At 61.0% G+C, this 26,872-nt stretch carries 19 protein-coding genes; 9 read left to right on the top strand and 10 right to left on the bottom strand.

Annotation, left to right across the window (positions count from 1 at the left end):
- Nucleotides 1–34: 34 nt before the first annotated feature.
- The 10 genes from HXS66_RS00445 to HXS66_RS00400 form a co-directional block, all read right to left on the bottom strand.
- Nucleotides 35–1,090: a LacI family DNA-binding transcriptional regulator gene (locus HXS66_RS00445; RefSeq protein ID WP_176502620.1), complete on the bottom strand. Its 1,056-nt coding sequence runs from the start codon at nt 1,088–1,090 to the stop codon at nt 35–37.
- 190 nt (nt 1,091–1,280) lie between these two features.
- Nucleotides 1,281–2,999 (bottom strand): alpha-amylase family glycosyl hydrolase, encoded by a 1,719-nt coding sequence (locus HXS66_RS00440; RefSeq protein WP_176502619.1) that lies wholly within the window; start codon nt 2,997–2,999, stop codon nt 1,281–1,283.
- A 133-nt stretch (nt 3,000–3,132) separates the two neighbouring features.
- A complete protein-coding gene (locus HXS66_RS00435; protein ID WP_084208938.1) occupies nt 3,133–4,404 on the bottom strand; it encodes an ABC transporter substrate-binding protein in 1,272 nt (423 codons plus the stop codon).
- A 125-nt stretch (nt 4,405–4,529) separates the two neighbouring features.
- On the bottom strand, nt 4,530–6,200 hold the full coding sequence (locus tag HXS66_RS00430) for an alpha-amylase family glycosyl hydrolase (protein ID WP_176502618.1): 1,671 nt from the start codon (nt 6,198–6,200) through the stop codon (nt 4,530–4,532).
- Nucleotides 6,201–6,241: 41 nt separating this feature from the next.
- Nucleotides 6,242–7,891 carry an alpha-amylase family glycosyl hydrolase gene (locus tag HXS66_RS00425; RefSeq protein ID WP_176502617.1) on the bottom strand — a complete coding sequence of 550 codons (1,650 nt, stop codon included), beginning with the start codon at nt 7,889–7,891 and terminating at the stop codon, nt 6,242–6,244.
- Between the two features lie 151 nt (nt 7,892–8,042).
- Nucleotides 8,043–9,149 carry an ABC transporter ATP-binding protein gene (locus tag HXS66_RS00420; RefSeq protein ID WP_176502616.1) on the bottom strand — a complete coding sequence of 369 codons (1,107 nt, stop codon included), beginning with the start codon at nt 9,147–9,149 and terminating at the stop codon, nt 8,043–8,045.
- Between the two features lie 45 nt (nt 9,150–9,194).
- Nucleotides 9,195–10,835: an alpha-glucosidase gene (locus tag HXS66_RS00415; RefSeq protein WP_176502874.1), complete on the bottom strand. Its 1,641-nt coding sequence runs from the start codon at nt 10,833–10,835 to the stop codon at nt 9,195–9,197.
- 26 nt (nt 10,836–10,861) lie between these two features.
- Nucleotides 10,862–11,704, bottom strand: coding sequence for a carbohydrate ABC transporter permease (locus HXS66_RS00410; RefSeq protein WP_216061623.1), 843 nt, complete (start codon nt 11,702–11,704; stop codon nt 10,862–10,864).
- An 11-nt stretch (nt 11,705–11,715) separates the two neighbouring features.
- Nucleotides 11,716–12,690, bottom strand: a complete 975-nt coding sequence (locus HXS66_RS00405) for a carbohydrate ABC transporter permease (protein WP_176493092.1) — start codon at nt 12,688–12,690, stop codon at nt 11,716–11,718.
- Between the two features lie 15 nt (nt 12,691–12,705).
- A complete protein-coding gene (locus HXS66_RS00400; RefSeq protein ID WP_176502614.1) occupies nt 12,706–13,974 on the bottom strand; it encodes an ABC transporter substrate-binding protein in 1,269 nt (422 codons plus the stop codon).
- A gap of 373 nt (nt 13,975–14,347) precedes the next feature.
- On the opposite strand from HXS66_RS00400, the gene HXS66_RS00395 reads away from it, so the two are divergent.
- The 9 genes from HXS66_RS00395 to iolD all read left to right on the top strand — a co-directional run bounded on the left by HXS66_RS00395 (nt 14,348) and on the right by iolD (nt 26,771).
- Complete coding sequence (locus HXS66_RS00395) at nt 14,348–15,889, top strand: carbohydrate porin (RefSeq protein WP_255303009.1); 1,542 nt, start codon at nt 14,348–14,350, stop codon at nt 15,887–15,889.
- 639 nt (nt 15,890–16,528) lie between these two features.
- Nucleotides 16,529–16,723, top strand: coding sequence for a CsbD family protein (locus tag HXS66_RS00390; protein WP_054555838.1), 195 nt, complete (start codon nt 16,529–16,531; stop codon nt 16,721–16,723).
- 676 nt (nt 16,724–17,399) lie between these two features.
- Nucleotides 17,400–18,431: a LacI family DNA-binding transcriptional regulator gene (locus HXS66_RS00385; protein WP_084208930.1), complete on the top strand. Its 1,032-nt coding sequence runs from the start codon at nt 17,400–17,402 to the stop codon at nt 18,429–18,431.
- A 337-nt stretch (nt 18,432–18,768) separates the two neighbouring features.
- A complete protein-coding gene (locus HXS66_RS00380) occupies nt 18,769–19,995 on the top strand; it encodes a Gfo/Idh/MocA family protein (RefSeq protein ID WP_176502613.1) in 1,227 nt (408 codons plus the stop codon).
- 130 nt (nt 19,996–20,125) lie between these two features.
- The gene (gene araD / locus HXS66_RS00375; RefSeq protein ID WP_084208928.1) at nt 20,126–21,853 is read left to right on the top strand and encodes an L-arabinonate dehydratase; all 1,728 of its coding nucleotides are present in this window, start codon (nt 20,126–20,128) and stop codon (nt 21,851–21,853) included.
- A 107-nt stretch (nt 21,854–21,960) separates the two neighbouring features.
- A complete protein-coding gene (locus HXS66_RS00370; protein WP_176502612.1) occupies nt 21,961–22,917 on the top strand; it encodes an SMP-30/gluconolactonase/LRE family protein in 957 nt (318 codons plus the stop codon).
- A gap of 48 nt (nt 22,918–22,965) precedes the next feature.
- Nucleotides 22,966–23,748, top strand: a complete 783-nt coding sequence (locus HXS66_RS00365; protein WP_176502611.1) for an HpcH/HpaI aldolase/citrate lyase family protein — start codon at nt 22,966–22,968, stop codon at nt 23,746–23,748.
- 55 nt (nt 23,749–23,803) lie between these two features.
- Nucleotides 23,804–24,568, top strand: coding sequence for an SDR family NAD(P)-dependent oxidoreductase (locus HXS66_RS00360; protein ID WP_084208925.1), 765 nt, complete (start codon nt 23,804–23,806; stop codon nt 24,566–24,568).
- Between the two features lie 352 nt (nt 24,569–24,920).
- Entirely contained in the window at nt 24,921–26,771 is a 1,851-nt protein-coding gene (gene iolD / locus HXS66_RS00355; RefSeq protein ID WP_176502610.1) for a 3D-(3,5/4)-trihydroxycyclohexane-1,2-dione acylhydrolase (decyclizing), read from the top strand.
- Nucleotides 26,772–26,872 lie beyond the last annotated feature (101 nt).

Below are 26,872 nucleotides of genomic sequence, written 5' to 3'. Positions count from 1 at the left end.
CACGCCCCATAGCGTCACTCTCCGCGAGGTCTCTTCACGGACAGGTTTCACCCTGGATCAGTCGAGTCGTGAGCAGGCGAGGCGAGGCGGGTTCCAGCCCCAGAATCATTCGCGCGGCAAGGCGGCCTTTCTCGGTACTGTCCTGCTGGACCGTGGTCAGGCGAGGTGAGCGATATTGCCCTTCCTCGATACCATCAAAGCCGGTGATACGCAGGTCTTCGGGAATCCGGATGCCACGTTGTTCCGCCAAGGTCACGGCGGTCAACGCGATACGGTCGGACATGCATAGCAGGAGGTCTGGCCGTTCACTGGGCGGAAGATCCAGAATCTCTGCCAGCACCGGCGCGCAGATCTCGTAGGTGTTTTCCTCGATGTTCCACATCGTCACAGAATCGGGGGAGATATCCCGCTCAGCCAGCGCACGATGAAAACCCGCCAGTCGCGAGCGGGTGATGGTTCGACCCGCCGGGAGCAGCGCGTGGGCCTCGGTGATGCGGCCGTTGCAGGCTGTTTCGGTCAGGCGCAGGTTGACGATGCCGATGCGACTGGCGGGTGTCTTCAGGGCATGTTGCGCGATGGCGTAGCAGGCGGGCTCATCATCCACGTGGATGGCGGGGTGGTCGCCCAGATCGAAGTCGACCGCCACGATGGGCTTGTGACCCGCGCTCTGGAGTTCTTCCACCAGCGCCATGCTGGCCATCAGCCCGTAGACGATGAAGCCATCGGCAATGCTGGAAGACCCCGGCACCTGAGAGGCATCCTGGCGACCCGAGAGCAGCAGCAGGGTATGGCCGTGGGCGTCCAGCACTTCGGCGATGCCCGACAACAGCTCGCTGGCGACGGCATCCTTGAGGCTGTAGGTCAATGTCTCTGCGAGTACCACGGCGATGATCCGTGAGCGCCCCGTACGCAGGCTTCGCGCCTTGGCGTCCGGACCACGATAGCCCAGCCGTCTGGCCTCCTCGAGAATCCGTTCGCGCAATGCAGGCGAGAGCTGGTCGGGGCGGTTGAAGGCGTTGGAGACACTGGCGGTGGAGACGCCCAGTTCTGCGGCTAGCTCCTTGAGAGTGATACGGCGAGGCGATGACACAGGCGTCGGGTTCCTGAAGATGAAAAGCTTGAACGATTAAGTGCAGAGATAGCATATCGCCACGTACCAGAAATGCCCAGAAAGTGATGGAGGCGGTGCGACCAGACTGAGCTGCCTTTCCACGCCACCTGCCCGGGACAATGCCCCGGGCAGGTGGTCGGTCGCAAGCGCCCCTTGCTGGCCCTTTTCTTTACCCATCCTGGTCTCTCGACGCATCGGCTGGCACGACCAGCCAGGCTGCCATCCCCGGCGACAGTCTCAATTGGCCTGCCTCACGGATAGGCGTGGCCATACCGGGCAATGAGACGATCTCTATCGGGTCATGACACTGGCCATGCAGCGTTCGCGAGCCCAGCAGGGCTGTCAGATCGAGCATGACGGGAGAGTTGTCGTGGCCTGATTTGTGGCCTGATTGGCGTCCCAGGTTGGCCAGGCACATCATCCGCTGATGACGGTCGTGACGTATCACACCAAAGACACCCTTCGGCAACACGGACGGGGAGATGAGCGTCTGTTGCCCCGTCTTGAGCAGCGTGTTTTCGCCACGCAGTCTCAGCAGTTGGCGAACGTGATTCAGCAGACTCTCGGGCGCCTCTTGTTGCAACGAGACCGCCTGTGACTGATGTGGAACATGGACGGGGAGCCAGGGCGACAGGGAGTCGGCGCAGAAGCCACCGTTGCAATGGGGCTCCCACACCATGGGCGTGCGACATCCATCGCGTCCCTTTACCTCGGGCCAGAGCGCGATTCCGAAGGGGTCCTGCAGTTCGGCGTAGCTCAACTCCGCTTCCTCGAATCCAAGCTCTTCGCCCTGATAGAGACAGAGGCTGCCACGCAATGAGCAGAGGACCGTCAGTGCCAGCAGGGCACGGTCACTACCCCAGCGACTGGCGCTGCGAGGAACATCATGATTGGACAGCGCCCAGCACGGCCAGGCGTCATCGCCATGGTCGGCAAAGCGTGCCAGAACGGCGTGCAATGCCATAGCATCTCCCGTGCTGTTGAGCAGGTCGAAGGTGTAGGCCATGTGCAGGCGGTGCTGACCCGCGGTGTAGGCTGCCATGGCGGGGAGCGGGTCGCTGCCCCCGACCTCGCCGACACTGGTGGCGCCCGGGTATTCGTCCAGCAGGGCACGAATCTCTTCCAGATAGTCGAGATTCTCCGGCTGATCCGCATTGTGCTTCAGCAGCTGATAGCTGCGGGGATGCCCGCGGCTACGATAGTCGTCCGATGACGGGGGGTTGTCTGTGAGCGCCCGATCATGAAAGTAGAAGTTGGCGGTGTCGAAGCGGAATCCGTCGACGCCCAGTTCCAGCCAGAAGCGCAGATTGCCGAGCTGTGCCTGACGCACCTCGGGATGATGGAAGTTGAGGTCCGGCTGGCTGGCGAGGAAGTTGTGCAGATAGTACTGGCAGCGCCGCGAATCGAAGGTCCAGGCCGGCCCACCAAAGGCGGCTAGCCAGTTGTTGGGCGCGCTGCCATCCGGACGTGGGTCAGCCCAGACGTACCAGTCAGCCTTGGCATTGTCCCGGGACTGGCGACTTTCCCGGAACCACACATGCTGATCGGAGCTGTGTGACAGCACCTGATCAATGATGACGGCCAGTCCGAGCTCATGTGCGCGGGCGATGAGGCGCGTGAAATCCTCCAGAGTGCCGAACAGGGGATCGATGTCACGGTAGTCCGAGACGTCATACCCGAAGTCCTGCATGGGCGAGGTGAAGATGGGGGAGATCCAGATCGCGTCCACCCCCAAGGTCGCGAGGTAGTCCAGGCGTTGGATGATGCCGGCGATATCGCCGACACCGTCGCCATTGGCGTCCATGAAGCTACGCGGATAGATCTGATAGAGCGTTGCACCACGCCACCAGTCGTGTGCGGCATGGCGATGAAGTTGGGTAGGCGTCATTGCACGTTCCTTGTCGTCGATGCGGCGCTAGTCACAGGGAAGCCGGCAGGCGTGAAAGGCCTCGCCTGGATGAGAGAGGCCTTCCCGCGTGCGGTCAGAGTGGGTTGTCTGGGCGGAGCGGGGGACGGTGGTGTTACCAGCCCCGGCGGCCGATGCGCTCAAGCTCCTTGCCTAGCGCTTCCACCGCCTGGGTGCCCGTCTCCTCGCCGGAAAGCACACGGTGGGTGCGGTTGAAGAAGGCATTGGAGACGCGAGCGTAGGCGTCACCCGTCACCGAGGCCGGACGCGCGACGCCGGTCCGGAGCGCTTCATAGAGCTCACCCATCGAGGGATTGCTCGCCAGCACCTCGTCATCCTGATAGAGGTGTTCGATGGTGGGGTTGCGTCCCATCTTCATGGCATGGGCCTTCTGCTGCGGGGCAGCGGTGATATAGGCGACCAGCTCCGCTGCGGCCTGCGGGTGCTCCGAGTAGCGTGATACTGCAAGATTCCAGCCGCCCAGGGTCGCGCGGGATTCGCCCTGTGAGCCATGGGGGAGGGGCGCCATGCCGACCTTGCCGGCCACCGGACTGCCCTCGGCCTGGCTGAGCTTCCAGACATAGGGCCAGTTGCGCAGGAACAGCGCATTGCCCGACTGGAACAGCCCGCGTGACTCCTCCTCGGTATGATTCAGCGCGCCTTCCGGGGCGATGCTGCCGATCCAGGAGGCGGCAAGGTCGAGTGCCTGCGCGGCGTGCGAGTTGTCGATGGTGACCTCACCGGCATCATCCACCAGGGTGCCGCCGCCCTGACTCGCGACCCACTCGAGTGCGTTGCAGGTCAGCCCCTCATAGGCGCGTCCCTGGAAGCTGTATCCCCAGAAATCGGCATTGCCGGCGTCGCGTTCGGCCGCCTGGATCGTACGCGCCGTCTCGGTGAGTTGCTGCCAGGTCTCCGGCACTTGCTGGTCGTATTTCTCCAGCAGGTCCTTGCGGTAATAGAGCACGCCTGCGTCGGTGTACCAGGGCATGGCTACCAGACGGCCCTCCACGGTGCCGTTGTCGATCAGCGCGGGGAAGAAGCCCTCGGTGGCGTCGTCGGGCAGGTAGCGGGAAAGATCGACCAGGTGATCGTCCAGCAGCCCCGGCCACGCCATGTCGACGATCAGCACATCGATGTCGCTGGAGCCGCTGCTGAGCAGCTGCTGATACAGCGAGAGCTTCTCGGTGGTGTCGTTGGGAGTGGAGATCACATTGACGCGATTGCCGGACTGCTCGGCCCATTGCTGGGCGAGCTCCGGGCACATGTCGGAATCTCCACCGGGGCCACAGGCAATCGTGACCTCGGTGGCCAGTGCGAGTGGTGCCGTCAATGAGGCCCCGCTCAACAGCAGGGCACCGGCGCTACCCTTGAGGGTCGTGAGCATCCGGTGGCGTGGGGTGCTGATAACAGAAGGCATGGCGTGCGACTCCATCATTGTGATTGTTGTTGCGGCGTCCGGGATGACCGTCATCCATCGAGCATCCCGTGAATCATCGAATCCGCCAGGCGTCAGTTGAGGGCGAGCCACATGGCGCTGCCTGGCATCAGCGACAGGGGGTGGTGAGAGGTGTGTGTCGCCGTGACACCGGCGATCTCGATGGCGGTCCAGGTGGTGATGTCTGGCGCGAGTTGGCTCGGGTCGATCACGCTCGACGTGTCGCCTGCCCCGAGGTGAGCCAGACACAGCAGGCGTTGCGCGCCTTGCTGACGCACGCTGGCGAAGACGTCGTCAGGCAGCCGCTCGGGCGCAATCAGGGTCTGATCGCCCTCGCGCAGCACCTGGCTTGTACCGCGATAGCGCAGCAGGCGACGCGCTCGTGACAGGAAGCTGTCATCACGCCTTTCCTGCTGCGCCACCGACAATGGCAACTGTCGTGGGGAGACCGGTAGCCAGGGTGTGGCCTCAGCCTCGACTCCGGACTTCGTCGCGCGACGACTGAACCCACCGTCCGGGCTGTCATCCCAGACCATCGGCGTGCGGCAGCCATCGCGGCCCTTGATCTCGGGCCACAGGTTGATGCCGAAGGGGTCCTGCAGATCCTCGAAGGCCAGCTCCGCTTCTGTGAGTCCCAGTTCTTCCCCCTGATAGAGGCACAGGCTGCCACGCAGCGAACACAGCACCGTCAGGGCGAGCAGGGCACGCGACTCTCCCCAGCTGGTCGCACTGCGTTCCACGTCATGATTGGACAGCGCCCAGCAAGGCCAGGTGTCTTCCCCCTGCTCGGCAAAGCGCGTCAGCACGTCGTACAGCGCGCGGGCATCGCCATCACTGTTGAGCAGGTCAAAGGTGTAGGCCATGTGCAGGCGGTGTTGGCCGGCGGTATAGGCGGCCATGGTCGGGAGAGGGTCATTGCCGGCGATCTCGCCGACGCTGGTGGCGCCCGGGTACTCATCGAGCAGGTCGCGGATGCGCTCCAGATACGCCAGATTCTCCGGTTGCTCGATATTGTGCTGCATCCGCTGATAACTCTGCGGGTTGCCCGGGTTGACGCCTTCGCGCGGCATTGCGGGGTTGTCGGTCAGGGCGCGGTCATGGAAGTAGTAATTGACGACGTCGAACCGGAAGCCATCCACCCCCAGATCCAGCCAGAAACGCAGGTTGTCCAGCTGCGCCTGGCGCACCTCGGGATGATGGAAATTCAGATCCGGCTGACTGGCCAGGAAGTTGTGCAGATAGTACTGGCGGCGCTTGGCATCGAAGGTCCAGGCGCGACCGCTGAAGGCCGCCATCCAGTTGTTGGGGGGATTGCCATCGGGGAGCGGGTCAGCCCAGACATACCAGTCGGCCTTGGCGTTGTGACGGTCCTTGCGGCTTTGCTGGAACCAGACGTGTTGATCGGAGCTGTGAGACAGCACCTGGTCGATGATCACGCGCACTCCCAGCTGATGGGCTTGCGAGACCAGCCGCTTGAAATCGTCCAGGTGGCCGAACATCGGGTCGACATCCCGATAGTCCGCGACGTCATAGCCGAAATCCTTCATCGGCGAGGTAAAGAAGGGCGACAGCCAGATGGCATCCACGCCGAGACTGGCCACATGGGGCAGGCGCTCGATGATGCCGGCCAGATCGCCGATGCCGTCGCCGTTGGCATCCATGAAACTGCGGGGATATATCTGATAGATCGTGGCACCACGCCACCAGTCGAGACGTGCGCCAGGATCGAGTTGAGACAGGGTCATCGTGACCTCCGTGTGAGTCGCGTGATCGGCAAGAGGGAGATTCAGTGCGCCTCGCCAACACAGCGCGCGATGGCAACGCCGTGGGGCGGCAGCGTCAGGCGACCTGCCTGCCAGTGACCATTGATCATGCCGGGGGCATCCTCGAGGGCTTCCGCTCGCCAGGCGGTCTCCAGAGTCAGGGCCTGTGCAGAGAAGTTGAGCGCGATCAGCAACGACTTGCCGCCTGAGTGACGCGTGAAGCAGATGACTTCCTCATGCAGCGAGTGGTAGTGGATATCCCCTCGGATCAGGGCGGGGTGTCGGCGGCGGAAGGCAAGCAGGTCTCGGCTGGCATTCAACAGCGATGCCGGATCGTTGTCCTGATGGTCGACGGCCAAGGCATGATGGGCGTCGGGGACCGGCAACCAGGGGGATACGCGAGAGAAGCCAGCATGTGACTCACCGGCCTGCCACGGCATGGGGGTCCGACAGCCATCGCGCCCCTTGTAGCGTGGCCAGAAGGTGATGCCGGCGGGGTCCACCAGCTGGTCATGACGCAGCTGGGCCTCACTCAACCCCAGTTCTTCGCCCTGATACAGACAGACGCTGCCGCGCTGGGTCAGCAGAAAGGCGAGATAGAGGCGCAGGCGCGCCGGGGAGGCTTCAGCGTCCCAGCGCGTTGCCAGGCGTGTGACATCGTGGTTTCCCAGTGCCCAGCACGGCCAGCCGTCCCCGATCTGCGCTTCCATCGAGCGTACGGTGGCCTGGAGGTGCTCAGGCGAGGCGTTCTCGGTCAGCAGATCGAAGGAATAGGCCATGTGCAGCCGCTGGTCGCCCTGGGTGTACTCGGCCATCACGCGCAAGGAGTCATCGTCGCCGATCTCGCCGACGCTGGTGGTGCCGGGGTATTCATCGAGCAGACGTCGTAGCCGTTCGAGAACGGCGAGATTCTCCGGCTGGGTCTTGTCATGGAGATGTTGCTGATAGCCGTAGGGGTTGTCCGGACGCACGCCAATGAAGCCCTCGGCGATCTCACGTCGTGGCGGGTTATCCTTCAGCTCACCATGTGTGCAGAAATTGATGGCATCCAATCGGAAACCATCCACCCCCCGCTCCAGCCAGAAGCGCACTTCTTCAACAATGGCCGTCACGACCTCAGGGTGGTGGAAGTTGAGATCCGGTTGCTCGGTCAGGAAGTTGTGCAGGTAGTACTGGCAGCGGCGAGTGTCCCATTGCCAGGCGGAACCCCCGAAGACCGATTGCCAGTTGGTGGGCGGCGCGCCATCGGGCCTGGGGTCTGCCCAGACATACCAGTCGGCGCGAGGGTTATCGCGGCTCTGGCGGCTTTCCTCGAACCACGGGTGGGCGTCGGAGGTATGTGAGAGTACCTGGTCGATGATGACTTTCAGGCCGCGCGCATGCGCTGCCTCGACCAGACGGTCGACGTCCTCCAGGGTGCCGAACATCGGGTCGACATCGCGATAGTCGCTGATGTCATAGCCGAAGTCCTTCATGGGCGAGGTAAAGAAGGGAGATAGCCAGATCGCATCGACATTCAGCGAGGCGATGTAATCCAGGCGCTCGAGGATGCCCGGCAGATCACCGATGCCATCGCCATTGCTGTCCTGAAAGCTGCGCGGGTAGATCTGATAGATGACGGCGCCGCGCCACCAGTCATGGGCCGACACCTGGGTGTCTCGAATCGTGGACATGCGAGTCTCCTGGGCGGGAGCCATGGCTCCCGCCCGTGCGGTCCTTGCGGAGAATGAAGCGGTTGGCCTGAGGCGCCGTGAGCAGGCGCTGGATACTCAGTCCTGGCTGTCAGGTCCTCGAGAAAAAGCCCTGCAGAACAGGCCCTGAACGTCAGGCTGCCTGGCGTTGCCGGGTCAGGCTCAGCGCGCGATCCTGACTGTCGAACAGATGCACGTGCTCCAGGTCCGGCACCAGTGCGACGCGCTGACCGATCTTCCACTGACTGGGAGCTTCGCTGCGGTGGATCAGCAGGCTGTCGCCGTCTTTCGGGTCGAGATAGACGTAGACTTCGTTGCCCAGGTACTCGACGTTGACGATCTCGAAGGCGTTGTCGCCGCGGGCCTCTTCCAGGCAGAGGTGTTCGGGACGAATCCCCAGCGTCAGACGGCTGCCGGTGCGTTCGTCGCCGGCGTCGCGAGGCAGCTCCAGCTCGCCGATCCCGGCTGTCGTGATGCGACAGCCATTGCCCTCGCTCCGCAGCAGCTCTGCCGGCAGGAAATTCATGGTCGGGGAGCCGATGAAGCCGGCCACGAAGCGGGTCGCCGGCGCCTGATAGAGCGTCTGGGGGCTGCCGACCTGTTCGATACGCCCATCACGCAGTACCACGATCTTGTCGGCCAGCGTCATGGCTTCGACCTGGTCGTGGGTGACGTAGACCATGGTGGAGCCCAGGCGGTGGTGCAGGCGGGCGATCTCATTGCGCATCTGCACCCGCAGCGAGGCATCCAGGTTGGAGAGCGGCTCATCGAACAACAGGATCTTCGGCTCACGCGCCATGGCGCGCCCCATGGCGACGCGCTGTCGCTGGCCGCCGGAAAGCGCCTTGGGCTTGCGGTGCAGCAACTCCTCGAGCTGAAGGATGCGTGCCGTCTCCATCACGCGTTGTTCGACGCTTTCCTTGTCGGTCTTGGCAAGCTTGAGGCCGAAGGCCATGTTCTCGTACACCGTCATGTGCGGGTAGAGGGCATAGGACTGGAAGACCATGCCCACGCCACGCTCACGCGGGGGAAGGTCATTGACCAGATCGCCGGCGATATGCATCTCACCGTCGGTGATCGATTCCAGTCCGGCGATCAGGCGCAACAGGGTCGACTTGCCACAGCCTGACGGCCCGACGAAGACCACGAATTCGCCGCTGCCGATCTTGAGATCCAGATCCTTGATGATGTGCGTGCTGCCGAAGGTCTTGTTGATCTTGGAGAGGGTTACGCTTGTCATCTTGCGACTCCCAGCCGGTGCTCGGCACCGGCTTTCGAAAGAAGGTTAGTCGAGTGCCAGGAAGGCAGCCTGATAGGCGGGAAGCACCAGCCGCGCCGCCTGGGACTGGGCCGTGTCCAGCTCGGCAGTAAAGCCTGCGCCTTCGAGCAGACGCGCGCTGCCGGCGTAGGCTTGCGGTAGTGCGGTGACCTGTTCAGCGCCCGTGAGATTGAAGAGGCACAGCATGCGCGTGCCGTCATGCTCGCGCAGGAAGCCCAGCAGCTCGTCCCCCACGTCCACCAGCTGAATGTCTCCCTCACGCAATACCGGATGCTGATGGCGGAAATTCAGCAGGGCGCGGGTGGCATGCAAGACCGAGTTGGCGTCGTCTTCCTGATTGGCCACGGCCAGGGGGAGGTGGCGTTCATCGACCGGCAGCCAGGGCTCGACACTCGAGAAGTCCCCCTGGTCCGTCTGACGCCAGGGCATGGGGGTCCGGCAACCGTCGCGGCCCTTGAATTCCGGCCACAGCACCTTGCCGTAGGGGTCCTGAATGCGCTCGAAGGGCACGTCGGCTTCCGGCAGGCCCAGCTCCTCACCCTGGTAGAGGCAGACGCTGCCGCGCAGTGACAGCACCATGGCCAGAGCGACCTTGGGGTAGGCCACCGGGTCTTCGTCGGCGCCCCAGCGTGTGGCGCTGCGCACGACGTCGTGGTTCGACAGCGCCCAGCACGGCCAGGCATCGCCGGCCAGACGCTGGAAGCGCTCGATGACTTCGCGGAGATAGCCTGCAGAGTGCGGCGCATTGAGCAGATCAAACCCGTAGGCCATGTGCAGCTTGTCGCCCCCGGCGGTGTACTCCGCCATGCGCTCCAGCGGCTTGTCATCACCGATTTCGCCCACCGTGGTGGTGCCGGGGTATTCATCCATCAGGGCGCGCAGCGCTTTCAGGAAGTCGAGGTTTTCCGGACGGCTCAGGTCATAGACGTGTCGCTGCCAGGTATAGGGGTTGGAATCCGGCGCGCCCAGTGTCTTGGCCTCGCCCGCCGGCACCGGCGGGTTGTCGCGCAGGGCCTGATCATGGAAGTAGAAGTTGACGGTATCCAGGCGGAAGCCATCCACACCCAACTCAAGCCAGAAGCGCATGTTGTCGAGCTGTGCCTGTCGGGCCTCCGGGTGGTGGAAGTTCACGTCGGGCTGGCTGGTCAGGAAGTTGTGCAGGTAATACTGCTGGCGACGTGAATCGAAGGTCCAGGCCGAGCCGCCGAAGATCGACAGCCAGTTGTTGGGCGGCGTGCCGTCGGGCTTGGGGTCTGCCCACACGAACCAGTCGGCCTTGTCATTCGTGCGGTCCTGACGGCTTTGCTGGAACCAGGGATGCTCATCGGAGGTGTGGCTGATCACCTGGTCGATCATGACCTTCAGGCCCAGGGAATGGGCGCGCTCCAGCAGGGTCTTGAAGTCCTCCAGGGTGCCAAACATCGGGTCGACATCCCGGTAGTCGCTGATGTCATACCCGAAGTCGAGCATCGGGGAGGTGAAGATGGGCGACAGCCAGATGCCATCCACGCCCAGCGATGCCACGTAATCGAGTCTGGCGGTGATGCCCGGCAGATCGCCGATGCCATCGCCGTTGCTGTCCAGGAAGCTGCGCGGGTAGATCTGGTAGATGACGCCACCGCGCCACCAGCTGGAGGAGGTCTGCATTTGGGCTTCGAGCAATGACATGACGATTATCCTTTGACGGCGCCGGCGGTCAGGCCGGAGACGATGCGGCGCTGGAAGATCATCACCAGGATGACCAGCGGTATGGTGACGGTGACGGAGGCGGCCATGATCGGGCCCCAGGGGAGCTCATGCTGGCTGCCGCCGGAGATCAGGGCGATGGCGACCGGCACGGTGCGTTCGCTGTCGGTCAGCGTGAAGGTCAAGGCGAACAGGAACTCGTTCCAGGCCGCGATGAAGGCGAGCAACCCGGTGGTGGCCATGGCCGGCCACATCAGGGGCAGGAAGACCTTGGTGATGGTCTCCCACGGCGTGGCGCCGTCCATGATCGCGGCCTCTTCCAGTTCCATGGGCAGCTGACGCATGAAGGTCGTCAGTACCCAGACGGTGAAGGGCAGCGTGAAGATGGTGTAACTGAGAATCAGGCCACCGGGGTTGTTGTAGAGATTCAGGCTGCGAATCACCTCGAACAGCCCGGAGAGCACTGCGACCTGAGGGAACATCGAGACCCCGAGGATGATCAGCATCACGGTGGAGCGACCGCGAAAGCGCACGCGTCCCAGCGCATAGGAGGCGGTGATGCCCAGCAGTAGCGCGATCAACACGACGCTCAAGGCGATCAGGATCGAGTTGCCGATCGCCTGCAGGAAGCTCTTCTGCGCGAAGATCTGGGCATAGTTGCTGAAGTCCAGCGAGGTCAGCCAGTAGTTGACCTCGAACAGCTCACTGGACGGTTTCAGTGAGGTGATCACCGCGTAATAGAAGGGGAACACGGCGTAGACGATGATGACGGCGATCAAGGCCCATTTGCCGACATGCTTGGCGAGTCGGGTCAGCTGGTAGCGGTTCATCGGAGTCTGATTCATTTCTCCACTCCCAGTTGGCGGCGGCCAAGGTAGAGGTAGACCACGACGGCCAGCGCGATGATCAGGAACAGCATCGTGGAGGCGGCACTGCCGTAGCCCACGTCCTGGAACTCCACCAGTTGCTGGCGGGCGTAGATGGACATGGTCATGGTGCTCGACGAGTTGGAGGTCAGCACATAGATGACGTCGAAGACGCGCAGTGCATCGAGAAGGCGGAAGATCACGGCCACCAGCAGGGCCGGGGTGATCAATGGCAGGGTGACACGGAAGAACACCTTCACCGGGTGGATGCCATCGACCTCGGCGGCCTCATAGCAGTCCTTGGGCAGCATCTGCAGCGCGGCGAGTACCAGCAGTGCCACGAAGGGGATGGTCTTCCAGACATCGACCATGATCACGGCCCACATCGACAGATCGGCATCCGCCGTCCAGGCCAGGGGCGCATCGATCAGCCCCAGCCCCATCAGCAGGTGGTTGATGATTCCGAACTGGTCATTGAGCATCCAGGCCCACATCTTGGCGGAGACGATGGTCGGGATGGCCCAGGGAATCAGCACCGCGGCCCGGACCAGCATGCGCCCCTTGAATTCGGCATTCAGGAGCAGCGCCACGATGATGCCGAAGACGACTTCCAGCGACACCGAGATGACGCTGAAGTAGACGGTGTTCCAGACGGAGTTCCACCACACCGGGTCAGCCAGCAGGCCGTACCAGACGCCGTCGTCCTTCACGAGATAGTTCTCGAAGCCGATGAAGGCGGCACCGGTCGTGTCCGAGAGCGAGGCATCGGTCAGGCTGAGATAGAAGGTTCTCAGCAGGGGCCAGCCGGCCACCAGTGCCAGCGCGACCAGCATCGGGGCGAGATAGGTCCAGGCCGCGCGTACCCGCTGGCGTCTGACCTTGGTGCCGCGTTTGCGAGTCCTGGCCGAGGGCGAGCCCGTCGACACTGACTCATTGAGCGTGGTTGTCATGCGAAACCTCCCGGGTTACCAGCGACGACGTTTGATGCGTGACAGTTCGCTCTTGAGCTGGGCAACCGCCTGGGCACCGCTCTGCTCGCCGCTCAGCACGCTATGGGTCGCGTTGAAGAAGGCATTGCTCACCTGGCCGTAGTTGTCTCCGGTGACGGCTGACGGACGGGCCACGGCATTGGTGAAGGTGTCGTAGAGCGTGCCGAAGAAGGGCACGGCGGTGAGCACCTCCTCGTCCTGATACAGCGCCGTGAGGGTCGGGTTGTAGGCGGCCTGGATGGCTCGGCGTTTCTGCTCGGGTTCACCGGTGAGGAAGGCCACCAGCTGAGAGGCGAGCTCGGGATTCTCGCTGTACTTCGAGACCGCCAGGTTCCAGCCGCCCAGCGCCGCGGCACTCTCGCCCTCGGCGCCATGGGGCAGCTTGACCACCCCGACCTTGCCGGCCACCTTGCTGTCATCGCTCTGGGTCAGCGACCAGGCGTAGGGCCAGTTGCGCATGAAGACGGCGTTGCCGGACTGGAAGATGCCGCGGGCTTCTTCCTCGGAATAATTGAGTGCGCCCTGCGGGGTGATCTCGCCGATCCAGCTGGCGGCCAGGTCGAGTGCCGAGGCCGTGTTGGGGTTGTCGATGGTGATCTCGCCATCGGCATCGACAATGGCGCCGCCGTCATTGCTGGCGACCCACTCCAGGGCGTTGCAGGTCAGGCCCTCATAGGCACGTCCCTGGAAGACGTACCCCCACATCTTCTCGCTGCCGGCCTCACGCTCCTTCGCCTGGATCTGCGTGGCGGTCTCTGTCAATTCCTGCCATGTCTCGGGAGGTGCGAAGCCGTACTTCTCCAGCAGGTCCTTGCGGTAGTAGAGCACCCCGGCATCCGTGAACCAGGGCATGGCCACCAGGCGGCCATCCACCGTGTTGTTGTCGACGATGGTCGCGAAGTGGCCCTGCGCCGCCTTTTCGCCGAGCGTCTGGTGCAGATCAAGCAGGTGATTGGCGAGCAGCCCCGGCCAGACCACATCGATCTGCAGGACGTCGATATCCCCGGACTGGGCCGACAGAATCTGCTGGTAGAGCGAGAGGCGTTCCGTCGAGGAATTGGGCGTGGAAACGATGTCGACGTCATGGCCGGTCTTTTCCTCCCAGGCCGCGACGCCCTGTTCACAGAGTTCCAGCTCGGCCCCGACCGCGCCGCAGGAGATGGTCAGGTCCGCGGCCATGGCGGGGGCGGTGGTGGCCGCTCCCAGCAGGGCGAAACTTGAGGCGATCAGTGTCTTGCGTTGCATGGCAAATCCTCGTCACTTGTTGTTGTTGGGCATTCATCGGCCATCTGGCGGGGGAGAATCCTGAGGTTGTCCGATGGTGCTTCTTAAACGATTAAGGCGTGATCACAGTCAAGCGATTGGCGTCGATATCCGCAACCTGAACTTTGGTCTTGCTGTCGCTGATATGTCGCCAGAAATGTGAGTTTTACGCGGTGATCGCTCCCCTTTGGTCGAATTTCGACATAGGTCGTGTGTCTGAGAGGCCAGATTGCCACTAGGGTCTTAAACGATTAAGTGAGTATGGCGCCTACGACAACGCCAATGACGAAGGCGCCACTTCGCTGATCATCGCCAAGCGAGTGATTCGTCAACAACAACAAAGGCTCTCTCCAATATGACTACTTCCCCCCAGCGCCCGCTCAAGGCCCCTCTGGCCATGGCTGTTGCCATTGCCATCATGAGTACCAGTGGTCTCGCCACTGCCGACAGTACGGGCGACATCGAGGCGCGGCTCGCAGAGCTGGAGCAGCGCATCAATGACGCCGAACAGCGGGCCAGAGCGGCTGAGCGCCGCGCCGCCGAGGCAGAGCAGGCGATGGCCGTTCAGCGCCGAACGAATGAGACTGATCAACCCGCGCGCGTGACCGCGCAGACCGAGGACCTCGAAGAGCGTCTGGCCGCCGTGGAGCGTCAGGCCAGTGGCGAGGAAGGTTTCTCCTTCAATGCCTATGCCCGCTCAGGTCTCCTGATCGGGGAGGGGGGCAAGAGCATTGATGGCGGCCCCTATCTCACCCCGGCGGGGTCGGTGGGGGGAGCGGTCGGGCGGCTGGGGAATGAGCCCGATACCTATGTCGAGACGGTGCTCAACTACAAGACCCGCTACGACAACGGGGCAAAGGCGCACTACCGCACCATGATTGCCGACGGGGTGGAGACCAGCAACGACTGGACCTCGGACGAGTCCAGCCTGAACGTACGACAGGTCTACGTGGAATTGAGCGATCTGCCGAGCTTCACTGGCGCCTTCGAGAATTCCGCCATCTGGGCCGGCAAGCGCTTCGATCGGGACAACTTCGACATCCACTGGCTCGACAGTGACTTCATCTTCCTTGCCGGCACCGGCGCGGGTATCTACGACGTCCAGCTCACCGATGACTGGAAAGCCAACTTCTCGGTCTACGGACGCAGTTACAGTGAATATCCGACCGAGGATTCCGACACTGGCGGCGATACCGACAACCTGACCTTCACGATGAACAACTACGTCGGCAACTGGCAGTGGATGGTCAGTGCATTGTCTGCCGCAGACAACGAAGAGCGCGCCATGGACACGGGCGCCACAGCCGCGGATTCCGGGTTCCATACCATGCTGGCCTATCATGGCGACAGCTTCTTTGGTCTCGCCGACGGCAGTTTCAAGGCCGCCGTGCTGCATGGCCGAGGGCTTGGCGCGGAGACGAAGGTCATCGGGGGGGACGGGAATCTGACAGATGACGCGACCTCGACTCGACTCGGTCTGTATGGCACGACCTATCTCGCGCCCAAGTGGCGTCTGGCACCGGCCGTGCTGGCGGAAGTCAGTGAAGACCGTTATGCCGAAGGCGACGAATACTCCTGGGCGACGTTCAATGCGCGTCTGGCCAATGAGCTGACGGCGAATTTCGAGATGCAATATGAACTCAGCTATCAATGGATGGATCTTGACCCCGGTGCCTCAGGCACTGCCGTGGAAGGGAGCTATCGAAAATTCACCATCGCGCCGACCTTCAAGCCTGAAGTCGGTGGCTTCTGGAAACGTCCGGAAATCCGCCTGTTCGCGTCCTGGAGTGACTGGGATGAGGAGCTCAATGACTTCTCGGATGAAGATGCGCTTGGGAGTGCAGGTTTCACGGGAGGTGAATGGGCCTTCGGCGTCCAGAGCGAGGTATGGTTCTAGGAACAGGACGCCAAGCCAGTCATCGCCTGCCAGTGTTTCGATCTTGCCCGCGGTTAGCCGCGGGTTTTTTGTAACGCCATCGCTGTATGGTTGAGACGCTGATCCCCAAGCTGACCAGCGAGATCTTTTCTCCGTAATGCTGGAAGGAGCTGCCCAAGGAGTCGGCATGAATTTTCGGTGTCGTTGTCCCTTGCTTATACAGCTTGATAACCATGAAGCCTTTTCTGTATGAATTACTTGATGCGTTTACGAGAGGCTAATAAAGGATAGATTCGTTGCAAAAATAGATCATCCGGCACCCTGTAGTGAGTTGTCGATGAGTTATGCTGAACGTTTTGCCCTATACATTTAATGACGGTTTTATATTAATTGTTGGGAGTCGGTAAATGACGATATGCCACGCAAAGATGACGGGAACTTTTTGTCGATGATGTTGTATCGGATTTGCTGGCTCGCGCTATATTTCATTTCAAGTCAATGGTAGCGCCACCAATGGGTTGAAGCGGTAGGGCTGTTGTTGAGCACTAATATCTGTGCTAGCTTATATTCGTGGCCTGCCATGAGGCTCAATCACAGCATGTGACGGGTCATTGGTTAATTTTTATTTGTCGCATTATCTGTTTTATTTAGGAGGCTGCCATGAATAGCGATATCGCCGAAGGTAAGTGGAAGCAACTCAAAGGTAAGGTTCGCGAAGGTTGGGGAGAGCTTACCGATGAAGATGTCGACGAAATTGCGGGTCGCAAGGAGCACTTTGTCGGGAAGGTTCAAGAGCGTTATGGCATGAAGAAAGAAGATGCTGAAAAAGAATGGGATAAACTGTCCGATTCGTGAAGTTTTTTTAATATATATATTTTATGTTACCGATGCTTGCATTTTGCAGGCATCGGTTTTTTGTGTCTGAGCTCCAGCAACAAGAGCAGCACGCATGGCATGCAGGGTTTTAAAATATTTTCTCGAGAATACCTGGGCTGGCTATTCGACAGCATAGGCGTTGTCGGGAATGGTCATTCGGTTTCTCGACGCATCTTGCGTAGCTCAGCTGTACTGACATTCTTGGAGACTGCTCCCTGGAGAAGTACTGCCGTGCCAAGCCATTGATGTGCTCATTGGCTCATTGCCAGGAGGGGACTATAGGGGCATAGAAACACATCTACTGCAAAGCCCCTTGCAATATCTTCGTGATCGGCGACCTCCAAGTCGTATCCAAGGTCATCGTCCGGGTGTACCACGACGAGGCTCCAGTAACCGATGCATCGTCTGTTGCGTCAGTTCTACTGTGGTCTTGAGCACTCATGCTGCCAGAGATAGTCGCCAGGGTCGTGTTATCGAAAGGAGGATATTGACTCTCTGGTGGCACACATCAAAGCCAACGTGATACGGCTGTATCCTTCATCATGTGCCTGCTGCATGCTTGCGTGATCCGCGATATGGTCGGCCAATGATTATCCAATGTGGGGTGGGATGCCTTGATGAGATATTGGGCATTGAGCCTCGTTAGGGAGAGAGCATGAAAAAAACCGACAGCGCACCTGCCACCAAGCGCGTCACCATCACGGATGTGGCCAGAGAGGCCAATGTCTCGATAGCGGCGGTCTCGCGTGCCATGAATCCGGAAGGGAGCAGTTCACCCGAGATGCGCCGTCGTATTCTGGCGGTAGCAGAGCGCCTGGGATACAAGCCGAATCGGTTGGCGAGAGGCATCAAGTCACAGTCCAGCTTGATCGGCATTCTCGTGACGAATTTCGAGAATCCGGTCTATCTGGCGATTCTCAGCGAGTTTTCGGCGGCCATACAACGACACAACTGCCATACGTTGCTGATCAACGTGAACACCGAGAAAAGCATTTCGGAAGCCGTCTCGTTGGTGATGGAGTATCACGTCGATGCACTGATCGTCACGTCGGCCTCTGTCCCTCCTGAGCTGGTCGAAGCCTGTGCCAGGCAGAACACGCCGGTCGCGATCTTTGGGCGTGATGGCGAAGATTCCGGTGCAAGCGTCGTCACCTGTGACGATGTCGAGATGGGCCGAATGGCAGCGGATCATCTCATTGATCATGGCTATCGCCGCCTGGCCTATGTGGGGGCATCGACCAAGGAACAGGCCACGCTGGACAGAAAGCGTGGTTTCATCGAGCGCCTGGAGCAGCGCGGACTCACGCTGCATGGTGTGGGCGAGGGGCACCGTCACAGCTACGACGCAGGATATGAAGCGACCTGTGAGTTGCTCGCTGCCGCCGAGGTCATTCCTGACAGTATCTTCTACTTCGATGACATCATGGCCTGTGGTGGCATGGATGCGATTCGCCACGAATTCTCTCACCGGATTCCGCAGGATATCGGCATCGTCGGGGTGGATGACATCCGCTTTGCCTCAAGCAAATCCTATGATCTGACGACGATTTGCCAGCCCTTCACGGAAATGGTCAACAAGACGGTGTCGTTGTTGTTCGTGCGCATCAAGCAAGGGGATACGGCGCCAGACCGTATCATCATGCCATGTCATATCACCCAGCGCGGCACGACCCAGCACGTCGGCTGAGACCCACTCTCGACGAAACCTGCTCTGGATACGTCTCGCTCTGGATGAAGCTTCAGAGGATTCTCTCTGGACTTCGCGCCTGTCTTCCAGCGCTTGCACAGCGGCTACATCTTTCAGGCGCTCATCTTCCAGGTGCCATGCGCCATGCGCTGAACCCCATCAGATCACCTGGTTTTCTCCCGTCTCGTCCCTTGGTCTAAATGGCTTTGAAAACATTTTCAAAGCCGGTTTGGCTGCGCTAGGCTGCTCGGTATGCCGCGCACCGACGTCAAGAGGTTCACGACGGTGGTGCGCGAGAAAACAACAATGCCATTCATGCCTGAAGCCGGGATGCACCATGACTCAGCCGACCACAACCGCTTGCGCCGAACGCCTCCAGACCCAGTCTCATGACGAGACTCCACAGATATTGCGTCTGGGGATGATAGGGGGCGGTGTCCAGTCCTTCATCGGTCAGGTCCATCGTGCAGCGGCACAGATGGATGGGCGGTACCGCGTCGTGGCAGGGGCACTGTCCTCAAATCCTGAGCGCGCACGCCAGCAGGCGGAGCAACTCAACATCGCACGTGGTTATGGCGATGGTGAATCACTGCTGCGCGAGGAAGCCGCTCGCGAAGATGGGGCTGAGGTCATCGCCATTCTCACGCCCAACGACAGTCACTTCGCCCTGGCCAGATTGGCTCTGGAGCTGGGCTTTCATGTCGTCTGTGAAAAGCCGCTGGTCAATGATCCGGCTCAGGCGAAAGAGCTTGAAGCGCTCGCCGAGCGGGCAGGTCTGCGCTTCTGCATGGCCTATGGCTATACCGGCTATCCGATGGTGCGTCAGGCACGCGCCATGATCGAGAACGGGGAACTGGGCGAGATTCGTCAGCTGCAATGTGACTACGTCCAGGGGCATCTGGCGAGCCTGACGGATGCCGAGAAGGCGGGGCATGACTGGCACATGGATCCGGCCATCGCGGGAGAATCGATGATTCTCAATGACATCGCGACTCACGCCTTCCATATGCTCGAGTATGTTTCCGGACTTGAGACAAGTGAATTGAGTGCCGATGTCACGGCCAGCGTGGCCGGACGTGACGCTCACGATAACGCCAACGTACTGTTGCGCTATGCCAATGGCGCCCGCGGATTGATGTGGATTACCCAGGCGGCGGCCGGCGCAGAACATGGCCTGAGCTTCCGGATCTTCGGCAGTCTCGGCGGTCTTGAGTGGCACCAGGAAACCCCCAATCAGCTCCTGTTCCGACGGCTCGATGGCGCCCCTTTACTGCTCTCCAAGGGAGCGGCCGGCCTGCATGATGCCTCCACGCGTATCTCGCGAGTGGCCTTTGGACATCCCGAGGGATATCGCGAAGCCTTTTCCTCGCTGTACAGCGATCTTCATGAAGACATCACGGCCAGCCAGCAGGGCATCCCTGTCGATCCGCTTGCCCTCTGGTATCCCGACATCCGTAGCGGGGTCCGCGGTGTCGAATTCGCTGCCACCGCGCTCGACTCAAGTCGGCGCAATGGTGACTGGGTGTCTCTGCCCTCGCGGCAGGACAGTCAATTGGCGCGCTGATTCGATGGTTCCATTGAGATAGCCAACGCCACTTCATTCAGGAATGACGCAATGATGGGTCGCCCTCGCGGCAGCCGGTGCGGGTTCTGCTACGCCATTGTTCGGTCAATCACGTTGCAAGGAGTACGGGATGAACAGGAAAGGGGTCGACGATCTGCGCAGTAATCGCTGGTTCAAGCAGGATGATCTGCGCTCTTTCGGGCATCGCTCCCGCGTCAAGCAGATGGGCTATTGGGGAGAGGAGTTCGTCGGCAAGCCGGTGATCGCGATCATCAATACCTGGAATGACCTCAATACCTGCCATTCCCACTTCCCTGAGCGGGTCAAGGATATCAAGCGTGGCATCACGGCGGCGGGGGGCTTTGCTGTCGAATTGCCTGCCATGTCACTGGGTGAGCAATTGATGAAGCCCAGCGCCATGATGTATCGCAACATGCTGGCCATGGAAGTCGAGGAACTGCTGCGCAGCTACCCCGTGGATGGTGCCGTGGTCATGGGCGGGTGTGACAAGACCACGCCGGGCGTACTCATGGGCGCGATCTCCATGAATCTGCCGACCATCTATGTGCCGGCCGGCGCCATGCTGCGTGGCAATTACCGTGGTCAGGTATTGGGGAGCGGTACGGATGTCTGGAAGTACTGGGATGAACGGCGTATCGGCAACGTCAGTCAGAGTGACTGGAACGAGATCGAGAACGGTATTGCCCGCTCTCCGGGCACCTGCATGACCATGGGCACGGCCGCGACACTGATGTCGATCGGGGAATCGCTGGGCATGAGCCTGCCGGGGGCCTCGAGCATTCCCGCGGTGGACGCCAATCACAACCGCATGTGCTACGCCAGCGGCAAGCGAGCGGTGGAAATGGTCTGGGAAGATCTCAAGCCGACCGATGTCATGAGCGAGGCATCCTTTGATAACGCGATTGCCGTCGACATGGCGATCGGGGGCTCGACCAACGCCATCATCCACATCGTGGCCATGGCGCGGCGTCTCGGAATCACGCTGCCGATGGAGCGCTTCAACGAGATATCGCGTCGTGTGCCGCTGGTGCTGAACCTCAAGCCTTCCGGCGAATATCTGATGGAAGACTTCTTCTATGCCGGAGGGCTTCCGGCCTTGATGACGAACATCGGCAGTGAGCTGAAGCTTTCCGCCATGACCGTGACCGGCCGTACCCTGGGCGACAACATCGAGGGTGCCAAGGTCTGGCGCCCGGAAGTCATTCTCCCGCTGGACAGTCCGGTCAATGCCTCGGGCGGGACCGCCGTGCTGACCGGCAGCCTGGCGCCGAAGGGCGCCATCATCAAGCCGACCGCGGCGGACCCTCGCCTGCATGTCCATCAAGGGCCTGCCTATGTGTTCGAGAACATCGCCGACCTCAAGGCGCGCATCGATGATGAGGACCTCCCGGTCACGGCCGACAGCATCATCGTGCTCAAGAATGGCGGGCCGGTGGGCGGCCCCGGCATGCCGGAATGGGGCATGATGCCGATTCCGGCCAAGCTGCTGAAACAAGGCGTGCGCGACATGCTGCGGATCTCCGACTCGCGCATGAGCGGCACCAGCTATGGCAGCTGCATTCTGCATGTGGCGCCGGAAGCCGCCGTCGGCGGGCCGCTGGCCATCGTTCAGACCGGTGACATCATCGCAGTCGATGTCCCCAATCGTCGGCTGGATCTGATGGTCGACGAAGAGGAGATCCAGCGCCGACTGGCGGATTGGCAGCCGCCCAGGGATCGGCACCCTCACGGCTATGCCTCTCTCTACAAGGCACATGTCACCCAGGCGGACGAGGGCTGTGACTTCGACTTTGCCAATGGCGCGCCTGGCAGTACCCCTGAACCCGATATCTATTGAGCGTCGCTGCGTGAAGCAGGGAGATGAGGTCGAGGGTATCGGAGCAGAGGTCTGGAAGGCGTGCGCCCACGCAGGCGCCATGGCCATCGTCGACGGGAGTCCAGGAAATGGCGGAAATTGAACTGCTCATAGAGACCCGGGCGGAGTTGGGGGAATCCCCGGTCTGGGATGCCAGTGGCAACAGCCTGTTCTGGGCAGACCTTTATGCCCCGGCGATCGAGCGCTACTGCCTGAGTAATGGCAAGCGAGAACGGCGCGTGCTGCCAGAGACCTTGGGTGCCTTCGGGCGCTGTGCCGATGGGCGTCTGATCGTTGCCATGCGCTCCGGCATCTATCTGCTTGATTTTGATACTGGCGCCCTGGCGTTTCTGGCCTGCCCATCTTCCGAGCCGTTGGAGGGTACGCGCTTCAATGACGGCAAGGTCGCGCCGAATGGACACTTCGTGATCGGCACCATGGATGAGGCGAGTCGTTCACGGCCGTTGGGGCATTTTTATGATGTCTCTCCCACTGGACAGACCCAACGGCTGCAGTCAGGCCTCATCGTCGCCAATGGCCTGGCCTGGAGCGCTGATGGACAGCGCATGATTTTTGCGGATACGCGACGTGACACGATCTATATCGCGGACTACTGCCCGGAAAGTGGTGTCATGGGCACACCGCGGGTATTCGCCGAGACCCAGCCTGCACTGCACGGCCGCCCCGATGGCGGAGCGATGGATATGGCGGGAGGCTACTGGAGTGCAGGCGTCTTTGGCGGAGTGCTCAATTACTGGGATGCCGAGGGACGTCTGGCGCGCCAGGTCCACCTGCCATGTCCCGGCCCGACCATGCCGTGCTTCGGCGGGGCCGACATGACAACGCTTTACGTGACCACCTTGCGCAAGGGCATGAGCCCTGAGGCGCTGGCCGCGGCCCCGTTGTCCGGCAGCGTGTTCGCCCTGGAGGTTGAGGTGCCGGGCGTCCCCGTCGCCGCCTTTGCCTCTCGCTCTCCAGCATCACCCGACATGCCGAGTGGGGAACGCTCACCCTCCCGGGTCACGATTCGTGAGCCTCACGAGTGACCTGTCCCTTGTGACTTCCACCATTGATGAACTCCAGAGGGAGACCCCATGCGCCTCAATCGCCTCAAGCAACGCATTGCCCGAAAGGAGGGCGTCGTGAATGGCTGGCTCTCCATGCCGTGTGCCTTTTCGGCAGAGATCATGGCCCATCAGGGCTGGGACAGCCTGACCATCGACCTGCAGCACGGGGTGATCGATTACAGCGATCTGCTGCCGATGCTGACGGCCATCTCCACCACTGACACCGTTCCGCTGGTGCGAGTGCCGAGCCTGGAACCCGGTTTGATCATGAAGGTGCTGGATGCGGGGGCCTATGGCGTGATCGCGCCTTTGATCAACACGGCCGATGACGCCCGGGCACTGGTGGCTGCCTGTCGTTATCCCCCGCTGGGGATGCGCAGCTTCGGCCCTCATCGCGCCATGCTGTATGGCGGGGCAGATTATGCGAAGCATGCCAATGACGAGATGCTGGTGCTGGGCATGATCGAGACCCGTGAAGGTGTGGCGAACCTGGAAGAGATTCTTGCCGTGGAGGGGCTGGATGGCCTCTATATCGGTCCCGCGGATCTGGCGCTCTCTCATGGCCATGCTCCGGGGTTCGATCACGGGGATGGCCCGATGGATACCCTGATCGGTCAGCTCATCGAGCGGGCTCGTCTGCATGACAAGATCGTCGGTATCCACAATGGGGGGGCTGCGCATGCGAAGCGAATGCTGGCACGTGGCTGTGACCTCGTCACCGTCGGGTCAGATACTCGTCTGCTGATGGCAGGGGCCCGCGAGTTGTTGAGTGCCATGGAGCGCGAGACGGGTCACCGCGAAGGGTATTGATCGAGGCGTGCGTTACCTGCAAGTCACGAACCCGCGATAGGAGAGGAGAGGCAACATGAGTCAATTTGCACGTTATCCGAGTCTTGAGGGGCGACATGTCTTCATCAGTGGGGGCGCGAGTGGCATTGGCGCCACGCTGGTCGAGCATTTCTGCAAGCAACAGGCCTGTGTGAGCTTCGTCGATATCGATGATGCGGCAGGCGAAGCGCTGGCGGAGCAGCTCTCAGGCACAGGTGGGAAGGTACGCTATCAGCATTGTGACGTGACCGATATTACACAGCTTCGTGCTGTGATCTGTACTGCCGCTGATGAGTTCGGGACGATTGAAGTACTGATCAACAATGCGGCTCGGGATACGCGTGTGCCTTTGTCGGAGTTGGATGTCGAGACATGGGACAACCTGCAGGCCACCAATCTGCGACATGTGGTCTTCGCAAGCCAGGCGGTGTTTGCTGGCATGCAGGCAGCGGGCGGCGGGTCGATCATCAACTTCAGCTCTCCCAGTTTCTTGCGGCGTTCGCGTGATATCACAGGCTACTCGAGCGCCAAGGCCGCTACCATCGGCCTGACGCGGACGCTGTCGCGTGACATGGGAGACGCCGGAATTCGCGTCAATACGGTCTTGCCGGGATGGGTCATCACCGAGCGCCAGAAAGCCTTGTGGTGGGACCCGGAGCTTGAGCGCCAGGTGCTGGAAAATCAGAGTCTGCATCAACGTGTGCAGCCGGAGGACGTCGCACGGATGGTGCTGTTCCTGGCTGCGGACGATAGCCGGATGATCACCGCCCAGACCTATATCGTGGATGGTGGACTGGTCTAGATGGACGGGTCTAGAGGGACGGGTCTGTATGGGCTGTGTCGTGGGGAAGAGGGCCGGGACAAGGCGACGTTGCTGATACGGCTCTCGATAGGTGAAACGTGTCTTTTCTGCCTGTCGGATAGGCCACTTCAATCATGCATGATTGACCTTATTGAACTTTGATCCAAGGCGAGGCCTTTTTTTTGAAATTTGGATGAAAACGTTTTCAGGCACTGCTAGTGTCTTTTCGAACGGTGAAGAATTCAGCGCTGACCATCATTTTCCTGCGTCATGATCACTGAGCTTCAGGTGCCGATTTTTCGACCTGAATGCACACAATAAAACAACGCCATATGCTCGTCGGGAGAGAGGAATGAAAACGATAGAATTGACCGTCTCCGAAGCCATCGCCAGATATCTGGCGGCGCAGAAGATCGACATCGACGGTAAAGTCGAGACCTTGTTCGGTTGCGGGTTCGCCATCTTCGGTCACGGCAATGTGACCTGCCTGGGGCAACAGCTTCACAACATCCAGGACACCATCCCGATCTGGCGCGGCCAGAATGAGCAATCCATGGCGGTTGCTGCCGTTGCCTACGCCAAGGCCAACAAGCGTCAGCGGATCGGGATCGCGAGCACCTCCATCGGGCCGGGTGCCACCAACATGATCACGGCGGCAGGTATCGCGCATACCAACCGACTGCCGTTGCTGATGTTTGCCGGCGATGCGCATGTCTCGCGCCTGCCAGACCCGGTGCTGCAACAGGTCGAGCATGCCCATCAGCCCAGCCTGAGCGTCAATGATGCCTTCAAGCCCGTCACTCGTTTTTGGGATCGCATCACTCACCCCGCACAGCTCATGCAGTCCTTGCCGACTGCGATCGCGACCCTGACGGATCCCGCCAATTGCGGCCCGGTCATGATTTCATTGCCTCAGGATATCCAGGGCGTGGCTTATGACTATCCAGAGGCGCTCTTCGAAGAATGCATTCACCATATTCGTCGCCCGGAAGCTGACACACGCTCGATTGAAGCGGCTATTTCTCTGCTGGAAAAGGCCGAGAAGCCACTGATCATCGCTGGCGGTGGTGTGCATTATTCCGAAGCCAATCAGTTGCTGGCGGAGTTTGCTCAGCGTCGCAATATCCCGGTGGTCGAGACCATCGCAGGGCGTTCTTCCCTGCTGCAATCTCACCCCTGCAATATGGGCCCCATCGGCGTGACTGGCTCGAATTCCGCCAATGCCATGGCAGCGGAATGTGATGTGCTGGTGGCCATCGGCACACGTCTGCAGGACTTCACCACCGGGTCCTGGTCGGTATTTCGCAATCCGGCGGTGAAGATCGTATCCGTCAACGTGGCGCATATGGATGCCATCAAGCATCGCGCCATGGCGGTCATCGGCGATGCTCGTCACACGCTGGTGCGTCTTGATTCAGGGTTGGGTGAATGGCAGGCCGATCAGCGCTGGCTGGAAAAGGGCCAGGCTGAAGTCACCGAGTGGAAATCCCTGTGCGCCAACCGCGGGGAGATCGTCGCGGGGCAGATGGCGTCCTACGCCCAGGTCATTGCCAGCGTCAATGCGGTGCAGGAGCCCGGTGATACCGTGCTGACGGCCGCCGGTGGCCTGCCGGCAGAACTGAACATGAACTGGCAGAGCAAGCAGCTCGGCAAGTTCGACATCGAGTTCGGCTTCTCCTGCATGGGCTATGAAGTGGCCGGTGGCTGGGGTGCCAAGATCGCCAACCCCGACAACGAGGTCGTGGTCCTGGTCGGCGACGGCTCCTACATGATGATGAATTCCGATATCTACAGCTCGGTACTGACAGGCCACAAGATGATCGTTGTCGTCTGTGACAACGCCGGGTTTGCGGTCATCAACAAGCTGCAGAACAACAGCGGCAACCCTTCCTTCAACAACATGCTGGCCGATTGTCGTAGCCAGGCCGACGAGCTGGTACGCGTCGACTTCCTCCAGCATGCCCAGTCGCAAGGTGCCTACGGTGAGCACCTGAGTGACATCAGTGCTTTCCGGGCCGCTTACCAGCGCGCCAAGGAGAGCCCACGCACCTACGTCATCGTGGTGGATATCGATTCCACCAAGTGGTCTTCCTGTGACTGCTGGTGGGATGTGGGGCTACCGGAAGTCGTCCGCGAGGACGTGGATGAAGCACAGGTGGCCGCCATGAATGCCGGCCGTGTCCATCAGCGCCGCGGGCTTTGATTCTGCTGGACTTTGATTCTGCGTGAGTCGTGAGGCCTGGCGCACGCAGCAACGGGCCTCATGAACCCCTCTGCAATGACAACGCCAATTATCAGCACCCA

The sequence above is a fragment of the Cobetia sp. 5-11-6-3 genome, from assembly GCF_013374055.1.
In the GTDB taxonomy this organism is placed as follows: domain Bacteria; phylum Pseudomonadota; class Gammaproteobacteria; order Pseudomonadales; family Halomonadaceae; genus Cobetia; species Cobetia marina.
The sequence above is the reverse complement of the archived record's forward strand: the minus strand, read 5'-3'. Positions and strand labels throughout refer to the sequence as shown.

Coding starts and splice junctions, on each gene's coding strand:
- HXS66_RS00440 (WP_176502619.1), bottom strand. CDS start 2,999: ATGACGCCTACCCAACTTCATCGCCATGCCGCACACGACTGGTGGCGT.
- HXS66_RS00435 (WP_084208938.1), bottom strand. CDS start 4,404: ATGCTCACGACCCTCAAGGGTAGCGCCGGTGCCCTGCTGTTGAGCGGG.
- HXS66_RS00430 (WP_176502618.1), bottom strand. CDS start 6,200: ATGACCCTGTCTCAACTCGATCCTGGCGCACGTCTCGACTGGTGGCGT.
- HXS66_RS00425 (WP_176502617.1), bottom strand. CDS start 7,891: ATGTCCACGATTCGAGACACCCAGGTGTCGGCCCATGACTGGTGGCGC.
- HXS66_RS00420 (WP_176502616.1), bottom strand. CDS start 9,149: ATGACAAGCGTAACCCTCTCCAAGATCAACAAGACCTTCGGCAGCACG.
- HXS66_RS00415 (WP_176502874.1), bottom strand. CDS start 10,835: ATGCAGACCTCCTCCAGCTGGTGGCGCGGTGGCGTCATCTACCAGATC.
- HXS66_RS00410 (WP_216061623.1), bottom strand. CDS start 11,704: ATGAACCGCTACCAGCTGACCCGACTCGCCAAGCATGTCGGCAAATGG.
- HXS66_RS00405 (WP_176493092.1), bottom strand. CDS start 12,690: ATGACAACCACGCTCAATGAGTCAGTGTCGACGGGCTCGCCCTCGGCC.
- HXS66_RS00400 (WP_176502614.1), bottom strand. CDS start 13,974: ATGCAACGCAAGACACTGATCGCCTCAAGTTTCGCCCTGCTGGGAGCG.
- HXS66_RS00395 (WP_255303009.1), top strand. CDS start 14,348: ATGACTACTTCCCCCCAGCGCCCGCTCAAGGCCCCTCTGGCCATGGCT.
- HXS66_RS00390 (WP_054555838.1), top strand. CDS start 16,529: ATGAATAGCGATATCGCCGAAGGTAAGTGGAAGCAACTCAAAGGTAAG.
- HXS66_RS00385 (WP_084208930.1), top strand. CDS start 17,400: ATGAAAAAAACCGACAGCGCACCTGCCACCAAGCGCGTCACCATCACG.
- HXS66_RS00380 (WP_176502613.1), top strand. CDS start 18,769: ATGACTCAGCCGACCACAACCGCTTGCGCCGAACGCCTCCAGACCCAG.
- araD (WP_084208928.1), top strand. CDS start 20,126: ATGAACAGGAAAGGGGTCGACGATCTGCGCAGTAATCGCTGGTTCAAG.
- HXS66_RS00370 (WP_176502612.1), top strand. CDS start 21,961: ATGGCGGAAATTGAACTGCTCATAGAGACCCGGGCGGAGTTGGGGGAA.
- HXS66_RS00365 (WP_176502611.1), top strand. CDS start 22,966: ATGCGCCTCAATCGCCTCAAGCAACGCATTGCCCGAAAGGAGGGCGTC.
- HXS66_RS00360 (WP_084208925.1), top strand. CDS start 23,804: ATGAGTCAATTTGCACGTTATCCGAGTCTTGAGGGGCGACATGTCTTC.
- iolD (WP_176502610.1), top strand. CDS start 24,921: ATGAAAACGATAGAATTGACCGTCTCCGAAGCCATCGCCAGATATCTG.